The sequence below is a fragment of the Paraglaciecola sp. MB-3u-78 genome, from assembly GCF_002835935.1.
Lineage (GTDB): Bacteria > Pseudomonadota > Gammaproteobacteria > Enterobacterales > Alteromonadaceae > Paraglaciecola.
In genome coordinates this window covers 144,769-163,566 of sequence record NZ_PJCF01000005.1, presented here as the reverse complement: position 1 = coordinate 163,566, position 18,798 = coordinate 144,769, and the positions used below count along the sequence as shown (strand labels likewise).

General features: G+C 44.3%; 20 protein-coding genes. 13 read left to right on the top strand and 7 right to left on the bottom strand.

Features of this window, described 5'->3' with window-relative positions; genetic code table 11:
• Positions 1-3 precede the first annotated feature (3 nt).
• The 12 genes from CXF95_RS11750 (at position 4) to CXF95_RS11695 (ending at position 9,568) form a co-directional block, all read left to right on the top strand.
• Positions 4-363, top strand: coding sequence for a phenol hydroxylase subunit P4 (locus CXF95_RS11750; RefSeq protein WP_101198890.1), 360 nt, complete (start codon positions 4-6; stop codon positions 361-363).
• A 10-nt stretch (positions 364-373) separates the two neighbouring features.
• Positions 374-1,432, top strand: coding sequence for an NADH:ubiquinone reductase (Na(+)-transporting) subunit F (locus tag CXF95_RS11745; RefSeq protein ID WP_101198889.1), 1,059 nt, complete (start codon positions 374-376; stop codon positions 1,430-1,432).
• A 14-nt stretch (positions 1,433-1,446) separates the two neighbouring features.
• Entirely contained in the window at positions 1,447-1,749 is a 303-nt protein-coding gene (locus tag CXF95_RS11740; protein ID WP_101198888.1) for a 2Fe-2S iron-sulfur cluster-binding protein, read from the top strand.
• Between the two features lie 38 nt (positions 1,750-1,787).
• Positions 1,788-2,711 (top strand): catechol 2,3-dioxygenase, encoded by a 924-nt coding sequence (locus CXF95_RS11735; protein ID WP_101198887.1) that lies wholly within the window; start codon positions 1,788-1,790, stop codon positions 2,709-2,711.
• 76 nt (positions 2,712-2,787) lie between these two features.
• On the top strand, positions 2,788-4,248 hold the full coding sequence (locus tag CXF95_RS11730; protein WP_101198886.1) for a 2-hydroxymuconic semialdehyde dehydrogenase: 1,461 nt from the start codon (positions 2,788-2,790) through the stop codon (positions 4,246-4,248).
• A gap of 150 nt (positions 4,249-4,398) precedes the next feature.
• Complete coding sequence (locus CXF95_RS11725) at positions 4,399-5,145, top strand: alpha/beta fold hydrolase (protein WP_304528694.1); 747 nt, start codon at positions 4,399-4,401, stop codon at positions 5,143-5,145.
• A gap of 18 nt (positions 5,146-5,163) precedes the next feature.
• Entirely contained in the window at positions 5,164-5,949 is a 786-nt protein-coding gene (gene dmpE, locus CXF95_RS11720; protein ID WP_101198884.1) for a 2-oxopent-4-enoate hydratase, read from the top strand.
• Positions 5,950-5,966: 17 nt separating this feature from the next.
• Complete coding sequence (locus tag CXF95_RS11715; protein WP_101198883.1) at positions 5,967-6,878, top strand: acetaldehyde dehydrogenase (acetylating); 912 nt, start codon at positions 5,967-5,969, stop codon at positions 6,876-6,878.
• A gap of 4 nt (positions 6,879-6,882) precedes the next feature.
• Positions 6,883-7,911: a 4-hydroxy-2-oxovalerate aldolase gene (gene dmpG / locus CXF95_RS11710; RefSeq protein WP_101198882.1), complete on the top strand. Its 1,029-nt coding sequence runs from the start codon at positions 6,883-6,885 to the stop codon at positions 7,909-7,911.
• Entirely contained in the window at positions 7,911-8,702 is a 792-nt protein-coding gene (gene dmpH / locus CXF95_RS11705) for a 2-oxo-3-hexenedioate decarboxylase (protein WP_101198881.1), read from the top strand. Before dmpG ends, dmpH begins: the two co-directional genes overlap by 1 nt.
• 27 nt (positions 8,703-8,729) lie before the next feature.
• Positions 8,730-9,335: an antibiotic biosynthesis monooxygenase gene (locus tag CXF95_RS11700; RefSeq protein ID WP_101198880.1), complete on the top strand. Its 606-nt coding sequence runs from the start codon at positions 8,730-8,732 to the stop codon at positions 9,333-9,335.
• A gap of 41 nt (positions 9,336-9,376) precedes the next feature.
• Positions 9,377-9,568 carry a 2-hydroxymuconate tautomerase gene (locus tag CXF95_RS11695; protein ID WP_101198879.1) on the top strand — a complete coding sequence of 64 codons (192 nt, stop codon included), beginning with the start codon at positions 9,377-9,379 and terminating at the stop codon, positions 9,566-9,568.
• Positions 9,569-9,720: 152 nt separating this feature from the next.
• Here the strand turns inward: CXF95_RS11695 and CXF95_RS11690 are convergent, their stop codons facing one another.
• The 3 genes from CXF95_RS11690 to CXF95_RS11680 are packed head-to-tail and all read right to left on the bottom strand — an operon-like array spanning position 9,721 to position 12,683.
• Complete coding sequence (locus CXF95_RS11690; RefSeq protein ID WP_101198878.1) at positions 9,721-11,061, bottom strand: TRAP transporter large permease; 1,341 nt, start codon at positions 11,059-11,061, stop codon at positions 9,721-9,723.
• Between the two features lie 3 nt (positions 11,062-11,064).
• On the bottom strand, positions 11,065-11,595 hold the full coding sequence (locus tag CXF95_RS11685) for a TRAP transporter small permease (RefSeq protein ID WP_101198877.1): 531 nt from the start codon (positions 11,593-11,595) through the stop codon (positions 11,065-11,067).
• Positions 11,596-11,618: 23 nt separating this feature from the next.
• A complete protein-coding gene (locus CXF95_RS11680; RefSeq protein ID WP_232787802.1) occupies positions 11,619-12,683 on the bottom strand; it encodes a C4-dicarboxylate TRAP transporter substrate-binding protein in 1,065 nt (354 codons plus the stop codon).
• 417 nt (positions 12,684-13,100) lie between these two features.
• Between CXF95_RS11680 and CXF95_RS11675 the strand changes: the two genes are divergently transcribed.
• Complete coding sequence (locus CXF95_RS11675) at positions 13,101-14,309, top strand: FAD-binding oxidoreductase (RefSeq protein ID WP_101198876.1); 1,209 nt, start codon at positions 13,101-13,103, stop codon at positions 14,307-14,309.
• 69 nt (positions 14,310-14,378) lie between these two features.
• Here CXF95_RS11675 and CXF95_RS11670 read toward each other — a convergent pair whose 3' ends face one another.
• The 4 genes from CXF95_RS11670 to CXF95_RS11655 all read right to left on the bottom strand — a co-directional run bounded on the left by CXF95_RS11670 (position 14,379) and on the right by CXF95_RS11655 (position 18,758).
• On the bottom strand, positions 14,379-14,750 hold the full coding sequence (locus tag CXF95_RS11670; protein WP_232787801.1) for a PaaI family thioesterase: 372 nt from the start codon (positions 14,748-14,750) through the stop codon (positions 14,379-14,381).
• Between the two features lie 40 nt (positions 14,751-14,790).
• A complete protein-coding gene (locus tag CXF95_RS11665) occupies positions 14,791-15,525 on the bottom strand; it encodes an enoyl-CoA hydratase-related protein (RefSeq protein ID WP_101198874.1) in 735 nt (244 codons plus the stop codon).
• Positions 15,526-15,601: 76 nt separating this feature from the next.
• A complete protein-coding gene (locus CXF95_RS11660) occupies positions 15,602-16,579 on the bottom strand; it encodes a nitronate monooxygenase family protein (RefSeq protein WP_101198873.1) in 978 nt (325 codons plus the stop codon).
• Positions 16,580-16,661: 82 nt separating this feature from the next.
• Positions 16,662-18,758 carry a 3-hydroxyacyl-CoA dehydrogenase NAD-binding domain-containing protein gene (locus CXF95_RS11655; protein ID WP_101198872.1) on the bottom strand — a complete coding sequence of 699 codons (2,097 nt, stop codon included), beginning with the start codon at positions 18,756-18,758 and terminating at the stop codon, positions 16,662-16,664.
• Positions 18,759-18,798 lie beyond the last annotated feature (40 nt).

Here is an 18,798-nt window from a genome sequence, read left to right as displayed (position 1 = left end):
ATCATGGCTGTAAAAGCGATTTCAGAATACACCGCGGAACCTAAAGACAAGGTCGAAAATTTTAATGGTATGCAACTACTTTATATTTGTTGGCATAAGCATCTCATGTTTTGTGCACCCTTTGCGTTATTGGTATCTCCCAATATGACGTTTCCTGAATTGTGGGAAACCCAAATAAAACCAGCAATTGCGCCACATCCTGATAGTGCAAAAATCGCGGTTGAGAAAATACAATGGGAACTCAATGGTAAAGCCTTTGAGCCGAATCAAGACACGTCTTTGCTAGAGCTTGGTATCGATCATAAAAGCATGCTGACAATGGCAACACCAGGCTTAAACGGCTTATACGACGCTGGTTTTTAGGAATTCTATTATGACATATACGGTAACGGTGGAGCCTACTGGTGAGCAAATAGAAGTAGAAGAAGGCCAAACCATTTTGCAAGCAGCGCTGCGCCAAGGTGTATGGCTTCCGTTTGCTTGTGGTCACGGCACTTGTGCAACTTGCAAGATTACGGTTCTTGATGGTGACGTAGACGTTGGTGAGGCTTCGTCATTTGCCTTGATGGATTCGGAGCGAGATGACGGAAAGGTCCTTGCTTGCTGTGCCACAGTGGAGAGCGATGTAACCATTGAGGCAGACATTGACGTAGACGACGACTTTGAAGGATTGCCAGTTGAAGACTTCACGGCGACAGTCTCAAAAATTGTCGACCTGTCGCCAACTATCAAGGGAATTCATCTGTCATTAGATCGAGCTATGAGCTTTCAGGCTGGCCAATATATTAACTTAAACGTTCCCGGTTGTGATGGGGCTCGTGCATTTTCCATCGCTAACCCGCCATCTAAAGGACACGAAGTTGAATTGCATGTTCGTCACGTTATTGGCGGATCGGCTACTGGCTATATTCATGAGCAATTGAAAGTAGGTGAAACTTTGCCTCTATCAGGCCCTTATGGACAGTTCTTTGTTAGAAGTTCGCAGCCCGGAAATTTGATTTTCATTGCCGGTGGTTCAGGTTTATCAAGTCCTCAATCAATGATTTTAGATTTGTTGGAAAAAGGTGATGAGAGGCAAATCACTCTATTCCAGGGCGCCCGTAACCAAGAAGAATTGTATAACGCTGACCTGTTCACCTCGCTAGCCGAAAAACACTCAAACCTTAGCTATATTCCAGCGCTTAACGATGCAGAAGATGACGCCGATTGGAAAGGTTTCAAGGGCTTTGTTCACCAAGCAGCAAATACGCATTTCGATAATCGTTTTGCTAATCATAAAGCCTATTTATGCGGCCCTCCTCCAATGATAGATGCTGCGATTACGGCATTGATGCAAGGCAGATTGTTTGAAAAAGACATATTTATGGAGAAATTCATTACGGCTGCAGACGGCGCTGACGGACAGCGTTCTGCACTGTTCAAGAAAATATAATGAAGAGATGATTGATGCGTGTATTCAACATTACCGACAAAACCAGCGAACAGACTTTTGTTTGTCGTGAGAACGAGTACGTTCTTTATGCTATGCAGCGCACCGGAATAGCATGTATTCCAATAGGCTGTAAAGGCGGCGGTTGTGGAGTATGTCGAATCAACATCATTGCAGGAAAAGTAGATTTTGGTCCCATGAGTAAAGCTCATGTCAGCGATGAACAACGAAAAAATGGGTATGCATTGGCTTGTCGTGTAAAGCCAAGAAGTCATTTAGTGATTGAGTGCGCACCCAATTTAAAAGCTCGCAACAAATAAAGAGCTTATCAACCTAAGCAACTGAATGAGGTATTACAATGAAAAAAGGTGTAATGAGACCAGGGCATGTCCAAATACGTGTACTGGATATGGAAGCAGCGCTAAAACACTATGTTGATTTGCTCGGCCTTATTGAAACAGATAGTGATGAATCAGGAAGAGTATATTTAAAGGCGTGGAGTGAAGTAGACAAGTTTTCAGTCGTGTTACGCGAAGCAGATGAGCCAGGATGCGATTTTATGGCTTTCAAAGTCGTTGATGAAGATTCCTTAATTCAGCTAGAAAAAGACATTGTTGAATTTGGCTTAACGGTTACGCACCTTGCTGAAGGTGACTTAAAAGATTGCGGCAGGCGAATACAATTCACCTCAGCGTCAGGGCACTGCTTTGAGCTATATACTGACAAGAAATATACCGGTAAATGGGGCTTAAACGAGGTTAATCCTGAAGCTTGGCCACGGGGCTTGAAAGGCATGAGAGCAGTCAGATTCGACCATTGTTTGTTTTATGGTGATGCACTCGCCGAAACCCATGATTTATTTGTGAACGTCCTTGGATTCTATTTATCCGAACAAGTCGTTGATCCTGAAGGCAATCGCATTGCGCAATTTCTTTCTCTCTCTACTAAAGCCCATGACATCGCGTTCATCAAGCATGAGGAGAAAGGCAAGTTCCATCACGCCTCGTTTTTTCTAGAAAGTTGGGAAGATATTTTAAGAGCTGCCGACCTGATATCGATGACCGATACGCCTATTGACATTGGCCCTACGCGTCATGGTCTAACGCATGGCAAGACAATTTATTTCTTCGATCCATCCGGCAATCGCACAGAAGTGTTTGCAGGTGGCGATTATAACTACCCTGATCATAAGCCGGTTACCTGGAAGACCGAAGAGCTAGGTAAAGCCATCTTTTATCATGACCGTGTACTTAACGAAAAATTCTTAACGGTTGTAACCTAAGGATAAATCAGCGGGTATCCCCCCGCTTTTCTGTGCCTGAATGATTAATAAATGTAGATAGTTAACAGAGATAACAATGAAAGAATATAAGCATTTTATTAACGGTAAATATGTTGCCTCTCAAAGTAGAAAAACCTTTGAAAATCGCTGTCCGGTTGATGGCAGTTTGCTCGGATTAATTCATGAAGCAGGTGAATTGGAAGTCGATGCGGCGGTAAAAGCAGCTAAAGATGCATTGAAAGGCCCATGGGGTAAATTGACCCAGGCTGGACGCACAGAGTTGCTCAACAAAGTAGCGGAACGTATTAATGAGCGTTTTGACGAATTTTTGCAAGCTGAATGTCTGGATACAGGCAAACCCCATAGTATGGCAAGTCATATTGATATTCCAAGAGGAGCGGCTAATTTTAAAGCGTTTGCTGAAACACTGGCGAATCACCCTACCGAAAGCTTCCGTCTTGATACCCCCGATGGTAAAGGGGCGGTCAATGCAGGACATCGTACCCCCAAAGGAGTCATTGCGGTTATTTCTCCGTGGAATCTACCTTTATTGTTAATGACCTGGAAAGTGGGCCCAGCCATGGCTTGTGGTAATACCGTTGTGGTTAAACCGTCAGAAGAAACCCCCGCAACAACCACATTACTGGGTGACGTCATGAACGAGTGTGGCGTGCCGCCGGGTGTATTTAATGTGGTGCATGGTTTTGGAGCATCATCCGCAGGTGAATTTCTAACCAGCCATCCCCTGGTAGATGCCATCACGTTTACCGGCGAAACCTCTACTGGTGAAGCTATCATGAAAGCCGCTTCAGTCGGTTTGCGCAATATTTCGATGGAGTGTGGTGGTAAAAATCCGGGCATTATCTTTGCTGACTGTGATCTGGAAAAAGCCATTGAAGGCACCTTGCGCTCGGCATTTGTTAACTGTGGTCAGGTATGCCTTGGCACTGAGCGAGTTTACGTTGAAAGGCCTATATACGACATATTCGTACAACGTTTGAAAGAAGGTGTAGCGCAATTGAAACTTGGCCGACCCGAAGATAAAGTTGCCAATCTCGGCCCACTAGTCAGTCTTAAACATAGAGATAAAGTTCACTCCTATTATCAATTAGCAGTTGAAGAAGGCGCCACAGTTGAAATAGGTGGCGGCATACCTGATATGGGTGACGAGCTCAATGAGGGAGCCTGGATCGAGCCCACAATCTGGACCGGACTGGCAGACGATGCACGTGTTGTGCGAGAAGAGATTTTTGGGCCCTGTTGCCATATTCGTCCCTTTGACAGTGAAGAAGAGGTTATCGAATTGGCAAATGACACCAACTATGGTTTAGCCGCAACAATTTGGACAGAAAACGGTGCGCGAGGAATACGCGTTGCTGAACAGATGGAGACCGGTTTGGTATGGATCAACAGTTGGTTCTTGCGTGATCTGAGAACCGCTTTTGGTGGTGCAAAACAATCGGGCATTGGTCGTGAAGGCGGTGTACATGGTCTCGAGTTTTATACCGAGCTGAAGAACATCTGCATCAAACTTTAGGGCGCTTGCACACATTAACCATCAAAGTCATATGTATTGGCTTGAAAGGACAATTACATGACAGTGATAAAAAACCCGGAAATCGGCCAGATCATCAATGTCAAAGGTGTAAAAACCAATGTTCATGATATCGGTTCGGGCCCGCCAGTCATGCTAATACACGGCTCCGGTCCAGGCGTAACAGCCTGGGCAAACTGGCGATTGGCTATGCCTGAACTTGCCAAAAGCCATCGAGTGATCGCTCCCGATATGCTTGGGTTTGGGTTTACCGCAAGACCGGCGAATAACCTGTGTAATCTGGAGCGCTGGATAAGCCATACGATTGACTTACTGGATGAGCTAGGCATAGAACGCATCGACCTTATTGGCAATTCTTTTGGTGGTGGGATCGCACTGGCGCTGGCTATCCGCTTTCCACACAGAGTGCGTAGTTTAGTGTTGATGGGGAGTGTAGGTGTGCCATTTAAACTGACGCCTGGACTCAATGCCGTTTGGGGCTACGAGCCTTCCTTGCAAGCAATGAAAGGCCTGCTCGATATATTTGCCTACGACCGCAACTTAGTCACAAATGAACTGGCCGAACTGCGCTATCAAGCCAGTATTCGTCCGGGCTTTCAGGAGGCTTTTTCAGCCATGTTTCCAGCGCCCAGACAGCGCTGGGTAGATGCCCTAGAAAGTAAAGAGCATGACATACGGGCACTCTCACACGACACATTGATTTTGCATGGACGAGAAGACGAAATTATTCCCTTGCAAACCAGCCAGACCCTCTTCGAGTGGCTGCCCAAGGCCCAACTTCATATGTTTGGTCATTGTGGACACTGGACGCAGATAGAACATGCCACAAGATTCTCCAAACTGGTGGTAGATTTTCTGGCAGAAGACGAAACAAATTAGCAAGAGACTGAGGACTTTATGAATAAACAACAAATACAGACTTGTGGGGATGAACTCTACAACGCTCTAATACAAAGACATACAGTGAAGCCGTTAACTCAACGTTTCAATGACATTAGCATTGAAGACGCATATCACATCTCATTGCGGATGGTTGAACGCAGGGTGCAAGCCGGTGCAAAAATTATCGGCAAAAAAATAGGGGTTACCTCTAAAGCAGTTCAGACCATGCTCAATGTTCATCAGCCTGACTTTGGTTATCTTACCCATGACATGGCCTATAGCCAAGGTGAAGAAATGTCCATCAGCGAAAAACTGATCCAACCAAAAGCTGAAGGTGAGATTGCCTTTATCCTTAAAAAAGATCTGATTGGTCCGGGTATTACCAATGCTGATGTGTTGGCCGCGACAGATTGTGTCATCCCGTGTTTCGAAATTGTCGATTCCCGTATTGAAGACTGGAAGATCAAAATTCAGGACACCGTTGCCGACAACGCATCTTGTGGTCTGTTTGTTTTAGGTGACAAAGCGGTTTGCCCAAGCAAGGTCGATCTTTCCACCTGCGGCATGGTGGTGGAAAAAAATGGACAAATTATATCTACCGGGGCCGGCGCAGCAGCTCTGGGCAGTCCGGTCAATTGTGTGACCTGGTTAGCCAACACCCTGGGGCAGTTCGGTATTCCCCTTAAAGCAGGCGAAGTGATCCTGTCGGGCTCTCTGGTTCCTCTGGAACCGGTCAAAGCCGGTGATTTCATGAGTGTCAGTATTGGTGGAATTGGCAATGCTTCCGTCCGTTTTGTTTAACTATAGGAATGTTAACGATGTCTAAAAAATTAAAAGCAGTAATAATCGGGCCGGGTAATATCGGCACTGATTTACTAATGAAAATAATGCGTTCAGATTGGGTAGAGCTGGTTTGGATGGTGGGAATTGATCCCGACTCTGCCGGCCTTAAACGGGCAGCTGAATTGGGCATTAAAATCTCCACAAGCGGTGTTGATGGCATGCTGGACAAGGTCATCGAAGATGATATTAGAATTGCGTTTGATGCAACATCAGCCTATGTGCATGCCGAAAATAGCCGTAAGTTGAATGAGTTTGGGGTGATCATGATTGATCTGACGCCGGCGGCCATTGGTCCATATTGTATCCCGCCAGTCAATCTCAAACAGCACGCTGAAAAACTGGAAATGAATGTCAACATGGTCACCTGTGGTGGCCAGGCTACTATTCCGATGGTTGCCGCCGTTTCGCAAGTACAAGAGGTGGAGTACGGCGAAATTATTGCCACAGTATCTTCCCGTTCCGTTGGGCCGGGGACACGTCAAAATATCGATGAGTTCACCCGCACCACTTCAGGCGCAGTTGAAAAAGTCGGTGGCGCGAAAAAGGGCAAGGCGATCATCGTCATCAACCCCGCCGAACCACCATTAATGATGCGCGACACCATTCATTGTTTGACCAAGGAAACACCAGACCAGGCCAAGATAACCGAGTCGGTGCACAACATGGTCAAAGAGGTTCAGAAATACGTACCCGGCTATAAGTTGGTTAACGGCCCTGTTTTTGATGGCAATAAAGTCTCGATATTTATGGAAGTGAAAGGTTTGGGTGATTTTCTGCCTGACTACGCAGGTAACCTCGACATAATGACGGCAGCCGCGCTACGCACCGCAGAAATGTTTGCTGAAGAAACCTATAACCAAACAATCAAGTTACCAGCGAGGGCTTAAAGTGATGGATTTAAAAGGTAAAAAAGTAACGCTCCATGACATGAGCCTACGTGATGGCATGCATGCCAAACGTCATCAAATATCGATAGAGCAAATGATTGCCGTCGCAACCGGATTGGATGAAGCGGGTATTCCACTGATTGAAGTAACCCATGGCGACGGATTAGGCGGGGCATCATTAAATTACGGATTTCCGGCACATACCGATGAAGAATACCTTAATGCGGTTGTGCCTAAGATGAAAAATGCCAAGGTTTCGGCCTTATTGTTGCCCGGTATCGGGACAGTGGATCACCTTAAAATGGCCCGGGATTGTGGTGTCCACACCATCCGAGTGGCTACTCATTGTACTGAAGCCGATGTCTCCGAACAGCATATCGGTATGGCGGCAAAAATGCAGTTGGATACCGTCGGTTTTCTGATGATGGCCCACATGGTCAGTGCTGAAAAAATTCTCGAACAGGCCAAACTGATGGAGAGTTATGGTGCCAACTGTATCTATTGCACGGATTCCGCCGGTTTTATGTTGCCTGATGAAGTCACTCAAAAAATAAGTCTATTGCGCGCTGAACTCAATCCAGCAACGGAACTGGGGTTTCATGGTCATCACAACATGGGGATGGCCATCGCTAACTCATTGGCGGCAGTCGATGCGGGGGCAAACCGTATTGACGGATCTGTCGCCGGATTGGGGGCAGGTGCCGGTAATACGCCTTTAGAGGTGTTTGTTGCGGTGCTGGATCGCATGCAAGCCATTCATGGTGTCGACCTGTACAAAATTATGGATGTGGCAGAGGATCTGGTTGTACCGCTAATGGATCATCCAATACGGGTTGACCGAGACGCTCTGACTCTTGGCTATGCTGGCGTTTATAGTTCTTTTTTGTTATTTGCCCAGCGCGCCGAAGCAAAATATGGCATTCAGGCCCGGGATATTCTGGTGGAGCTCGGCAGACGCGGTACGGTGGGTGGACAGGAAGATATGATTGAAGATTTAGCTTTAACAATGGCCAAAGAAAAGGGGCTGATATAATGGGGAACTTAAGCAAACAACAGATTGAAGAGCTTGCTAAACATCTTGAAGATGCCGAATTGCAGGCCTATGAAGTCACCAAGATAACCGACGACTTCCCGGATATGACTTACAAGGATGCCTTCGATATCCAGTGGGAAATCCGTCGCAGTAAGGAAGCCCGCGGACATAAAATTGTTGGCATGAAAATGGGCCTGACGTCCTGGGCCAAAATGGCCCAGATGGGGGTAGAAAAACCCTGTTATGGCTTTTTGGCAGACTATTTTTCAATACCGGATGGTGGGCAGATCAAACTTGATGAACTGATCCATCCCAAAGTTGAAGCGGAACTGGCTTTTGTTACCAAAGCCCCATTGGTGGGACCAGGCGTGCATATCGGTGACGTATTGCGTGCCACAGACTTTGTTATGCCAGCGGTGGAAATCATCGATTCCCGTTATAAAGATTTCAAATTCGACCTTAAAAGTGTCATTGCCGACAACTCCTCGTCCAGTCGTTTTGTGGCTGGCGGAACGATGGCCAGACCTGAAGATCTGGATTTGAAAAACTTAGGTGTGGTAATGGAAATCAACGGTGAAGTGGTACAGTTGGGAGCCGGAGCTGCCGTATTAGGCCATCCTGCATCGTCTGTTGCCATGCTGGCTAATATGCTGGCTGAGCGAGGTGAGCATATCCCCGCAGGCACCTTTATTATGATTGGCGCGATCACCGCTGCGGTGCATGTGAATAAAGGCGACTCGTTTTGTGTTCGCTATCAAGGGCTGGGCACGGTATCTGGCAAATTTGTTTAGCAAAAAGCAGGTGGATAGATACATTAAGTGAAAGACAAAGCGGGTACATTGTCCTTAAGCCATGGCAAAAATGATATTTGTGAGCCTGGTGACGAGGGACCGGTCACCGTCAGTATTGCCCGCAAAATAAAAGCGGGTTATGAGAATGAGTATGAAATATGGATTTCCGGTGTGATAGAAGCAGCGTCAGGTTATAACGGCCATATGGGCAGCAATGTTCTAAGGCCCGCACCTTCGACTGATGACGAATATGTCATTATCTATCGGTTTGATACCTATGCCAACTGCATGAAATGGGAGCAATCGGACTTGCGCCAGCAGTGGTTAGATAAACTGGAAGCCATGGTTGAAGGTGAGTCCACAACCCGGCGAGGAACGGGACTGGAATTCTGGTTTGATCTGCCGGAACTGCCGCTAAATAAAAAACCGTCAGCACACAAAATGGCGTTGGTGCTGATCATTGTTGTTTACCTATTAGTGATGGCCATAAATGTCATATTCCAGCCATTGTTTGAGGGGATGAATATCTGGTTACGCAGTTTAGTGGTGGTGGTGGGTCAGGTGTTATTGCTGACCTATATTGTTATGCCCTGGGTCACAAGATTGCTCAAAGGCTGGTTATTTAAAGACTAATTTAAAGTTATATTTTACGTACGAAACAGGGAAATAAAGACATGCCCATAGCGCAAATAAATATTATTGAAGGAAGAACTGATGAGCAAAAAGAAGCGCTCATCAGCGAAATAACAGATGCCATTGTGCGTGCGATTGGTGCACCCAAGCAAAGTGTGCGGGTAATTATTAATGAAATGCCCAAACAACACTTTGGTATTGCAGGTGAGTCAGCCAAAAAATTGGGAAAGTAATGATGACACTGACACCTCATAATACAAAACTCTGGGCACAAAAAACATTTGGCAAGAACAATTTTACCGGCAAGACCAGATGCGTCTATGGATTGGCCAGACTGGATCTAAGGAAAAATAATTTGAATCCCGAAAAAGATGCGGAATGACACTTACATCATAAAGTTAGGCAGTAATAATGACAGTATTGGGAAGGCGATAATCGCAATCAGTACCAATACATCCATTACCAGAAATCTTGCCACTCCCATAAAAATGTCATACACAGCAACCGAGGGTTTAGTGACACTGGCGATGACGAACACGTTTAACCCTACCGGAGGGGTAATCAAGCTAATTTCTAGCAATTTTATGACGACCACCCCAAACCAGATCAAATCTAATCCGTAACCATCTACCATGGGGATTAAGAAAGGTAGGGTAAGCACCATAATACCTAATGGGTCAAGAAACATACCGAGCAAGAGGTAGACCCCTGCGATCATTACCATCAATAACCATAGAGATACATCTGCACTCTCGACAAGTCCAACCAAAGCAGGTGCCATGCCGGTTAATGCCACAAATCCAACAAAAATTTTGGCACCTGCGGCGATAAAAAAGATAGACGTGGTTTGGGTACAAGTATCCTTAATAGATAAGATAAATTGCGACCAATTAAGCCTTTTTTGTAAAGAACCAATAACAATGACCGCAAAGGCACTGATTGCTGCAGCTTCGGTAGCGGTGAATAAACCGCCATAAATACCACCAATAATAATGGTAAAAAGCAACATTGACGGCCAACATCTTATTGCTGCTTTTCGGCGATCTCCTTTTTCAAGTATGCTGTCATCGACCGGCGCAACGTCTGGATTACGTTTTACCCATACGTAGATAACCACTAAAAAACCAACCAGCGATAATATGCCAGGGATCACACCTGCCATAAATAGGCGACTAACCGACATTTCGGTGAAAATACCATACACAATAAACAATACACTTGGCGGGATCAGCGAACCCAACGTGCCGCCTACGGCTACTGTAGAGGTAGCTAGGCGTTTATCGTAGCCCATCCGTAACATTTCTGGCACACAGATTTTACCCATAGCCGATGCGCAAGCGATGCTCGAACCGGTAATCGCCGAGAATCCCCCACAACCAAAAACAGATGCCATGGCAACCCCCCCTGGCAAGCGTTTTAACCAAACGCGCGCAGCATGATAGATGTCAGTAGTGATACCAGTATGGTAGGCAATATGACCTAAAAGCACGAACAGCGGTATCATGCTTAAGTCATAAGAATGCACTAACGCGAAGGTGTTAGATGAAACCATCGACAGGGTAGGTGCCACTGCACTAACAATGTCAAAACCGCCATTTCGCATGGCAAAAAATAAAAGTATAAATGTAGATGAAACACCCGCCAAACTGAATGCGATTGGCACACGAAATATCAGTAAAAGCAACGCACAAGCAAACCCTATGGGCCCAAGAATCAGTGGATCCACAGCTTAACCCTCTTCAATTATGTCGTGTTCAGCGTCGGTTCGCTGCACGAGGTATTTAGTATTTCCAGTGATAGCCGCTCGCATATCTGCAACGAGAATTATCGATAAACGTACAATAAATAGTGCTGCACCAGCAAAAAAGGCAAATCGCCCCGGCCATTCAGGCAGCTCTAACTCGCCAAAGAAATAGGCACCACTACTTGCTGCATGAAAGAAGCCTTGCCATGCAGAAAAAACCAGTGGCAGTAAGATCAATAAACTGATGAGAGAACCGATGGCTAACATCCATAATTTGGCGTGTTTACCCAAACGTTTAAATAAGAACTCTATAGTGATGTGGCTATAATCTGCTGTGACATAAGCGAGTGGTAAAAAAATAGCGCCCACCATGAGTTCTCGGACGATAACCACATCGTCGGTCACTCCCCAACCAAATAGATTTCGTGTAAGAACGGTTAGGGTGATCATTAATCCCAGAGTGACAATACACACCCCAGCGATAATCAGTGCCCCCTGTTCAATTTTTTTCAACATAATAATCACTCTATGGGGTTAAATTAACGTGTCCAAGGGTAGCCTTTAGAATCGCGTTCTTGGCTATATTTAGTCAGGGAGGCTTTGTAGTTCTCGACCATGGCTTTTCCATCGAGACCACTTTTATTAGCTTCGTTTTCCCATTTTGTGATATAAAATTGACTGGCTGAATATAATTGAGTGGAATCAGCAGCAGATAGACTAATAATTTCCAACTTGCGACCATCAATCCCTTGGGTCAAATTTTGCTCTGCAGCAATGTTAGATCTCATCACATCTCGACCAAGGTAATCGATAAAGTCAGCACCCACTTCATTAAGCACCTTCCTCTGAGATGGGCTCAATCTTGCCTGTGCATCTTTATTGATAAATATTCCCAAGCCTGTATACAGTCCCCAATTAAGTTTGGTTAAGCTATCCGCCACCTCATGTTGCTTCAGGGCAACAGTAGTATTCATATAACCTAGACTGCAATCGAACAAACCGTTATCGAGTCCTTGATAAGCTTTATATATGCTCATACCAACCACATTGGCTTCCATATCATCAAATACTTTCCCAAAGATACCAATGGCACGTATCTTTTTATCCTTAATATCATCAATTGAACGCACTGCATCACCTTTACACAACATGATAATGTTGGAGAGCATATATGAAGACACGAAGACTAAATTTTGTTTGGCCAAACTACGAGATACTTCCGGGGATTGCATGTGGTCAAAGTTTGCTTTTAGTCCAACCCAAGGATCTAGATTTTCAAAGGGTAAGTTAGTCAGTGAAAAAGACACCATCTCTTTTAGAAAGTAATCTGGAATAATTGTCCCTAAATCGACTACTCCTGCAGCAATAGATTGTCGCGATGCATTCGCCTTAAATAATGCACCACCCCACATAATATCAATTTTTAAATCACCGCCAGAGCGCTTCTCAACTTCATTTGCAAACCATTTAGTGGCTTGTGCACGAGCGCCTCGGTTTGGCCCTGGCTCACCATAGGTGAGAACCGTTGCTGCGACAGCAGGGATCGCAATCAAAGTGATAGCCGTTAATGCTACCGCGCTAAAAAACTTGCTGATTATGTTCATTATTTACTTCTCACAAGAACTACACATATTTCGCTTAGCGGAATTAAAGAGCCATTCATGCTTGTTACTTTACATTAACAAACATAGTGCTGCAAGGCTGTTGTTTACTAAACAGAATCAACCTTTTTACGGTCGCAGGATCTGCTCTTTTGCCCTAAATTTGAGGGAGTAACCAGCGAGGAAAAATCACCGCCACGACAAAAAATCTTGTTCAAGAAGTCAACTTCGATTTGTAGAAAATGCAGCTAACTAATAGCAAAAAGACGGACCTCTTTATTGCTACCCTGTTTAAGCATCACAAAATACACGCCTATTACATAAGATAGGTATAGTGTTGACTCTTTTGGTACTCCCTTAGTGCTTGTTAAACATTTAGGATGTTATCGAGACTACATCACCTTGCAAGGATACTGACTTATGAAAGCTTTTTTTACATTTGCTTTTTCTATTTTAATTTTATTACTTATGAACCAGCATGTGAAAGCTGAAGAAAAAGTCTTAGTGGTGGGCGCCGGTATAGTTGGGGCCTCAATTGCATACCATCTAGCCATTGAAGGCGTTGAGGTGATCGTAATTGATATGCAGGCTCCCGCTTCTCATGCTTCTTTGGGTACCTTTGCTTGGATCAATGCATCTTGGGCTAAGCAACCTAAAGCCTATCACTCCTTGAACCAACAAAGTGTGGCTTATTGGCATCCATTATCGAAGCAACTTAATATCCCAGTTAAATGGGGTGGCTCATTAGAATGGTTTGGCAATCCCAAGCGCCAAGAAAAGCTCAGCCAACAAATACAAGAACAACAAAGCTGGGGTGAAGCGGCCAAAATGGTTAGCCCATTGAATGCCAAGTCATTGGAGCCCAAAGTCAATTTCATGGATGTCGATGCTATCGCTTACTCACAGAACGATGGTGCCGTTGACCCCGCTCAAGCAACCCAGCGGTTCTTATCCGCAGCAATGAATAGTGGCGCAAAGGTAAAATACCCGTGCAAGTTAGAGAGTATTACTGATACCACAGCGACCAGAGTGGCAAATACAACTTGTGGTCCTATCACCTTTAATAAGCTTGTGCTTGCGGTTGGTGCAGCATCAAACACTATTACTGATATCGCTAAAATGGACATTCCACAACGCACAACGCCTGGTATTATTGTGGTAACAGAGCCGATGGAGCCGATACTAAACAAAATTATTGTAGCTCCGGGGGTACATATTCATCAGCGATTAGACGGACGGGTCGTGTTGGGAGAGCAAGCGGGTCCACCAAATACCTCGGCACATAGTGCCAGATTACAAAACAGACCGAATGAATATCCGAGCGAAGCGCTCGCGCAACAACATGCTAACAGCATATTGGATAATGCCATTAAGTACGTGCCCCAATTAAGCAATGCACAAGTAGAAAATGTCTATATAGGCTGGCGTCCATTGCCTTTGGATGGCCATCCAGTCCTAGGATTTTCTACTGAAGTTCCTTACGTCTACATCGCAGTGACGCATAGTGGCGTTACGCTAGCGCCGATCCTAGGTCGTATGGTGTCACAGGAGTTAATCGGCAATAAAAACATCGATGCGTTAAGTCGCTATCGTCCAAGTCGTCAATTTGAGAAAGTTAAGCGATATTAAGCACTTTCTGCTTCTGGTTAAATAGAAATTGCACTGGGTGGATGTTGACTGTCCGTTAGCATCAGAACCCTATTTTCTATACCTAAATACGCCTTGCCCAGAAGCAATATGATTATCAAAAGAATCATATACATCACCGGCACCATAATAGATATTTCGACCAGAAGCCGTCACTTTCCCAATGGCATAAAGTGTGTTGGATTGTGCTTGCCCTAAAAAATTGATGTTTAATGATAAAGTCAGCGCTTTTCTATATTCAATCGGGTCATCACTATATGCCCCAGACAATGCGGTGGTTGCATCTAATAAGGCCGAAATAAAACCACCATGGGGGATATCTGAACGGTTCAGATGTTCAGGTTTAAGTTCAGCACTCATTTTAATATATTTTTCTCGCCATTCTTCAACCACAAAACCTAAATGGTTATTAAAAGGCGGCATTATTTTATTTGCCCAAGATGTCATTATATTTTTAACACTCTTATTTAATTTTTCTAGCGGCTTGTGATTCTTCGCTTTGCAGTAACTCAGAAAAAATCACTAACTCATCTTCAATAATTTGACCAAGGAGTGTCTGCTGCGGTGCTTTTAGCAATCTTTTAGTGGTTCGCAAAGCATTTTGAGGCTTGAGTGCCAATGCTTGCGCTTTTGATAAAGCAAAATCAAGTACTTCAGATTTGTCTATTTGTTGGTTAACAATACCCATATTAATAGCTGATTGCGTATTAAAAGCATCACCCAGCATTAATACTTCTGCGGCTTTACGGTGACCTGCTAACAAAGGAATAAGCAGACTTGAGCCGCCTTCAGGGCAAGCACCTAAATCCACGAAAGGCATTTTAAAATACGTGTCTGATGCATAAACCAAATCAAAATGCAGCAGCATAGTGACGCCTATGCCAATAGCTACCCCAGATACTGCTCCGACGATTGGCTTAGGATAGTGATGTAGTTCACGTAATAAAACTGATGCCGGTGAGGGTTGATCAAAATCACGAGAATTAAAATCGTTTAAATCATTACCTGCAGAAAACGCATCTTGAGTGCCGTAGATCAACACAACTTTAACACTCTCATCAGACACACTGTCTTTTAGTGCTTTAGCCATAGCAAGATACATTGAGCGGGTTAAAGCATTTTTTTTCTTGGGACGATGAATACCAATGTGTAAAACACCACTGTCAGTTTGAATGAGTACATTCTCTTCAGATTCCATATTTATTGCGCCTATTTATTGCACTAGTTAAATAAATTAGTTAAATACATTAGCTAATTGCACGAGCTAACTGTACTTATTGATTATTCAGACCATTTAAACGAGATAATGCCAAGTCGTATTCTGTTTTGAAGCGGGCAACAATCGTAGCCACATCGGTGACATCAGCAATACTGCCTAATCCTTGGCCTGCACCCCAAATATCTTTCCAAGCTTTAGTTTTACTGCCGCCCTCAGAGCCAAATTTCATTTTGTTTTTATCACCCTGCTCTAAATCATCAGGGTCTAAGCCAGCATTAGTAATACTGGGTTTAAGGTAATTTCCATGCACGCCGGTAAATAAAGAGCTGTACACAATATCTTTGGCACTACTTTGTACCAACATGGTTTTATATGCCTGTTCGGCATTGGCTTCTTTGCTGGCAATAAAACGCGTGCCAATATAGGCAAAATCAGCACCTAAGGCTTGTGCCGACAAGATTGAGGCACCATTTGCAATCGAACCTGACAACGCAATAGGGCCATCAAAAAATTGTTTAATTTCACTCACTAAAGCAAAAGGACTTAACGTTCCGGCATGACCACCAGCACCAGCACACACCAACACTAATCCATCAACCCCCACTTCGATGGCCTTTTGGGCATGACGCACATTAATCACATCGTGAAAAATAATGCCGCCATAAGCGTGAATACGTTCAACCAAATTAGGATCTAAGGCACGCAAGCTGGTAATAATAATCGGCACCTTGAATTCGATGCAGGTGTTCACATCATCTTCTAAACGGTCGTTGCTCTTATGCACAATTAAATTAACTGCATAGGGTGAAACAATAGCCTTAGGATTAGTGGCCTGATATGCATCTAGCTCAGTTTTGATAGTGGTTAGCCACTCACCAAGTAATGATTGTGGGCGGGCATTGAGCGCCGGGAAAGACCCAACAATACCGGCTTTACATTGCGCGATGACTAATTCTGGTCCAGAGATGATAAACATAGGAGCACTGATAACAGGCAAAGATAATTTATTTTGTAGTGTCTTTGGAATTGACATATTGGTCCTCTATAAGATATTCGATGTGATCAACAAAAAATGCGTTATGTCAGAAAACCAACATAACGCATTGTAAACTTATTTAGCGGTTGGCCCACTGAGTTAAGGTTTTTCCTTCTGTGACCAGTTGTTTTAATAACGCTGCCGGTTCCCAAAACTCTGCACCGTAAGTGTCGCCAAATTCACAAATGGTTTGATAAATTTTGTCTAAACCAACGGTATCTGCATAAAACATCGGGCCACCTCGGTAGGCAGGAAATCCATAACCATTGACATAAACCACATCAATATCACTGGGACGCTGAGCGATGCCCTCTTCGAGTATTTTAAAACCCTCGTTGATTAGAGCAAACGTTAATCGCGCTAAAATTGTGTGCTCGGTTAATCCTTCGCGCTCAACATCATATTTTTCAGCTTGCTCTTCAATCACTTGCTCTACTATGGGATCAGAGTAACGCTGCCGTGTTTGTGAGTCATAGCGGTAATAACCTGCTCCCGTTTTTTGTCCTAAGCGGCCCATTTTGTAAAGCGCATCTGCAATACAATATGTTCTCACATCACCTTTTTGCTCAGCAGTGAGTGCTTCGCGAGCTTTGTAACCGATATCGATCCCAGCTAAATCGCCAACAGCTAATGGGCCCATCGCCATACCAAAATTTTGCATCACTGTGTCTATGTCGTCTGGAGATGCGCCTTGAAGTAAACATAATTGTGCTTCGCGAGCATAGAGGCGCAACATACGATTACCAATAAAGCCGTAACAAACACGGGACATTACAGGCACTTTATTGATGGTTTTAGCCATAGCCATACATGTGGCTAGTACTTGATCAGAAGTGTGTTCGCCGCGCACAATTTCTAGTAATTTCATTACATTGGCTGGGCTGAAAAAGTGAAGCCCAATCACATCTTGGGGACGAGAGGTAGCCTGAGCAATTAAATTCACGTCTTGATACGAAGTGTTAGTAGCTAAAATAGCTCCTTGTTTACACACCTCATCTAGCTTACTAAAGACTTGTTTTTTGATATCGAGGCTTTCGAATACCGCTTCTATCACTAAGTCTATATCAGATAAATCATTATAATCCGTGGTACCGGTGATCAGCTCTTGGCGCCCTATTGCCTGCTCAGCGCTTAACTTACCTTTACTCACAGTCATGGCGTAATTTTTATCGATAATATCCTTACCGCGTTGTAATGCTTCTTGGTTGATTTCAAGCAAAGTGACCGGAATGCCCACATTTGCAAAATTCATTGCAATGCCGCCGCCCATTGTTCCACCACCAATAATACCCACTCGTTTGATGTCTTTTAGGGGTATGTCTTTGGCTAATCCATCTATTTTTGCCGCCTTCCTTTGCGCAAAAAACATATGCCTTAGAGCAGCAGACTGGGATGATTGCATACACTCTGTAAATAAACGCCTTTCAACTTTTAAACCTTGATTAAAAGGTTCAATTAAGGCGGCCTCAACACATTCAACAATACGTAGTGGCGCTTTTTGCCCACGATAACGCTTTTTTAATGAAGTCCTATATTCGGCAAAAAATTCATCTGTAGCGCCTTCTTTATCCACCTCTAAAGCGCTGACTTTTTTAAGCTCTGAACCTTGTGCAATCACCTCTTTGGCAAAATCTATTGTGCCGCTAAGTAAATCACCATCAATCAGTTTATCAATTAAACCAATACTCAGGGCTTTAGCGGCCGCGATAGGCGTGCCTGAAGTCATTAAATCTAGTGCAGCTTTAACGCCTGTTAATCTTGGTACTCTTTGGGTACCGCCTGCACCTGGCAGTAAACCTAGTTTCACTTCTGGTAAACCCACTTCGGCACTGGGCAAAGCACAACGGTAGTGACACGCCAAGGCAGTTTCTAATCCACCACCAAGCGCGGTGCCGTGTATAGCCGCAATAATGGGTTTTTGCGATGCTTCAATGATAACGAGCAACTCTTGCAAAGAGGGATGTTGCGGGGGTTGACCAAATTCGGAAATATCCGCGCCAGCAATAAAGGTACGCCCTTCACATATGAGTACTAAAGCTAACGAACCATCTGTTTTAGCTTGGATTACCGCCTCTTGAATACCGCTACGTAATGCATGTGAAAGGGCGTTGACTGGCGGGTTATTTAATCGAATAACACCGATATCACCCTCTAATTGATAACTAACAACTGACATAAATTCATTCCTTACTTTTAGAAAGCTCTTTATTAAAGAC

What these genes read in the sequence shown, in the direction of transcription:
- CXF95_RS11665 (WP_101198874.1), bottom strand. Translation starts at nt 15,525, where the DNA reads ATGGAATCTGAAGAGAATGTACTCATTCAAACTGACAGTGGTGTTTTA.
- CXF95_RS11670 (WP_232787801.1), bottom strand. Translation starts at nt 14,750, where the DNA reads ATGCCGCCTTTTAATAACCATTTAGGTTTTGTGGTTGAAGAATGGCGA.
- dmpE (WP_101198884.1), top strand. Translation starts at nt 5,164, where the DNA reads ATGAATAAACAACAAATACAGACTTGTGGGGATGAACTCTACAACGCT.
- CXF95_RS11680 (WP_232787802.1), bottom strand. Translation starts at nt 12,683, where the DNA reads ATGAACATAATCAGCAAGTTTTTTAGCGCGGTAGCATTAACGGCTATC.
- CXF95_RS11725 (WP_304528694.1), top strand. Translation starts at nt 4,399, where the DNA reads ATGCTAATACACGGCTCCGGTCCAGGCGTAACAGCCTGGGCAAACTGG.
- CXF95_RS11685 (WP_101198877.1), bottom strand. Translation starts at nt 11,595, where the DNA reads ATGTTGAAAAAAATTGAACAGGGGGCACTGATTATCGCTGGGGTGTGT.
- CXF95_RS11715 (WP_101198883.1), top strand. Translation starts at nt 5,967, where the DNA reads ATGTCTAAAAAATTAAAAGCAGTAATAATCGGGCCGGGTAATATCGGC.
- CXF95_RS11735 (WP_101198887.1), top strand. Translation starts at nt 1,788, where the DNA reads ATGAAAAAAGGTGTAATGAGACCAGGGCATGTCCAAATACGTGTACTG.
- CXF95_RS11745 (WP_101198889.1), top strand. Translation starts at nt 374, where the DNA reads ATGACATATACGGTAACGGTGGAGCCTACTGGTGAGCAAATAGAAGTA.
- CXF95_RS11750 (WP_101198890.1), top strand. Translation starts at nt 4, where the DNA reads ATGGCTGTAAAAGCGATTTCAGAATACACCGCGGAACCTAAAGACAAG.
- CXF95_RS11740 (WP_101198888.1), top strand. Translation starts at nt 1,447, where the DNA reads ATGCGTGTATTCAACATTACCGACAAAACCAGCGAACAGACTTTTGTT.
- dmpH (WP_101198881.1), top strand. Translation starts at nt 7,911, where the DNA reads ATGGGGAACTTAAGCAAACAACAGATTGAAGAGCTTGCTAAACATCTT.
- CXF95_RS11660 (WP_101198873.1), bottom strand. Translation starts at nt 16,579, where the DNA reads ATGTCAATTCCAAAGACACTACAAAATAAATTATCTTTGCCTGTTATC.
- CXF95_RS11655 (WP_101198872.1), bottom strand. Translation starts at nt 18,758, where the DNA reads ATGTCAGTTGTTAGTTATCAATTAGAGGGTGATATCGGTGTTATTCGA.
- CXF95_RS11730 (WP_101198886.1), top strand. Translation starts at nt 2,788, where the DNA reads ATGAAAGAATATAAGCATTTTATTAACGGTAAATATGTTGCCTCTCAA.
- dmpG (WP_101198882.1), top strand. Translation starts at nt 6,883, where the DNA reads ATGGATTTAAAAGGTAAAAAAGTAACGCTCCATGACATGAGCCTACGT.
- CXF95_RS11675 (WP_101198876.1), top strand. Translation starts at nt 13,101, where the DNA reads ATGAAAGCTTTTTTTACATTTGCTTTTTCTATTTTAATTTTATTACTT.
- CXF95_RS11695 (WP_101198879.1), top strand. Translation starts at nt 9,377, where the DNA reads ATGCCCATAGCGCAAATAAATATTATTGAAGGAAGAACTGATGAGCAA.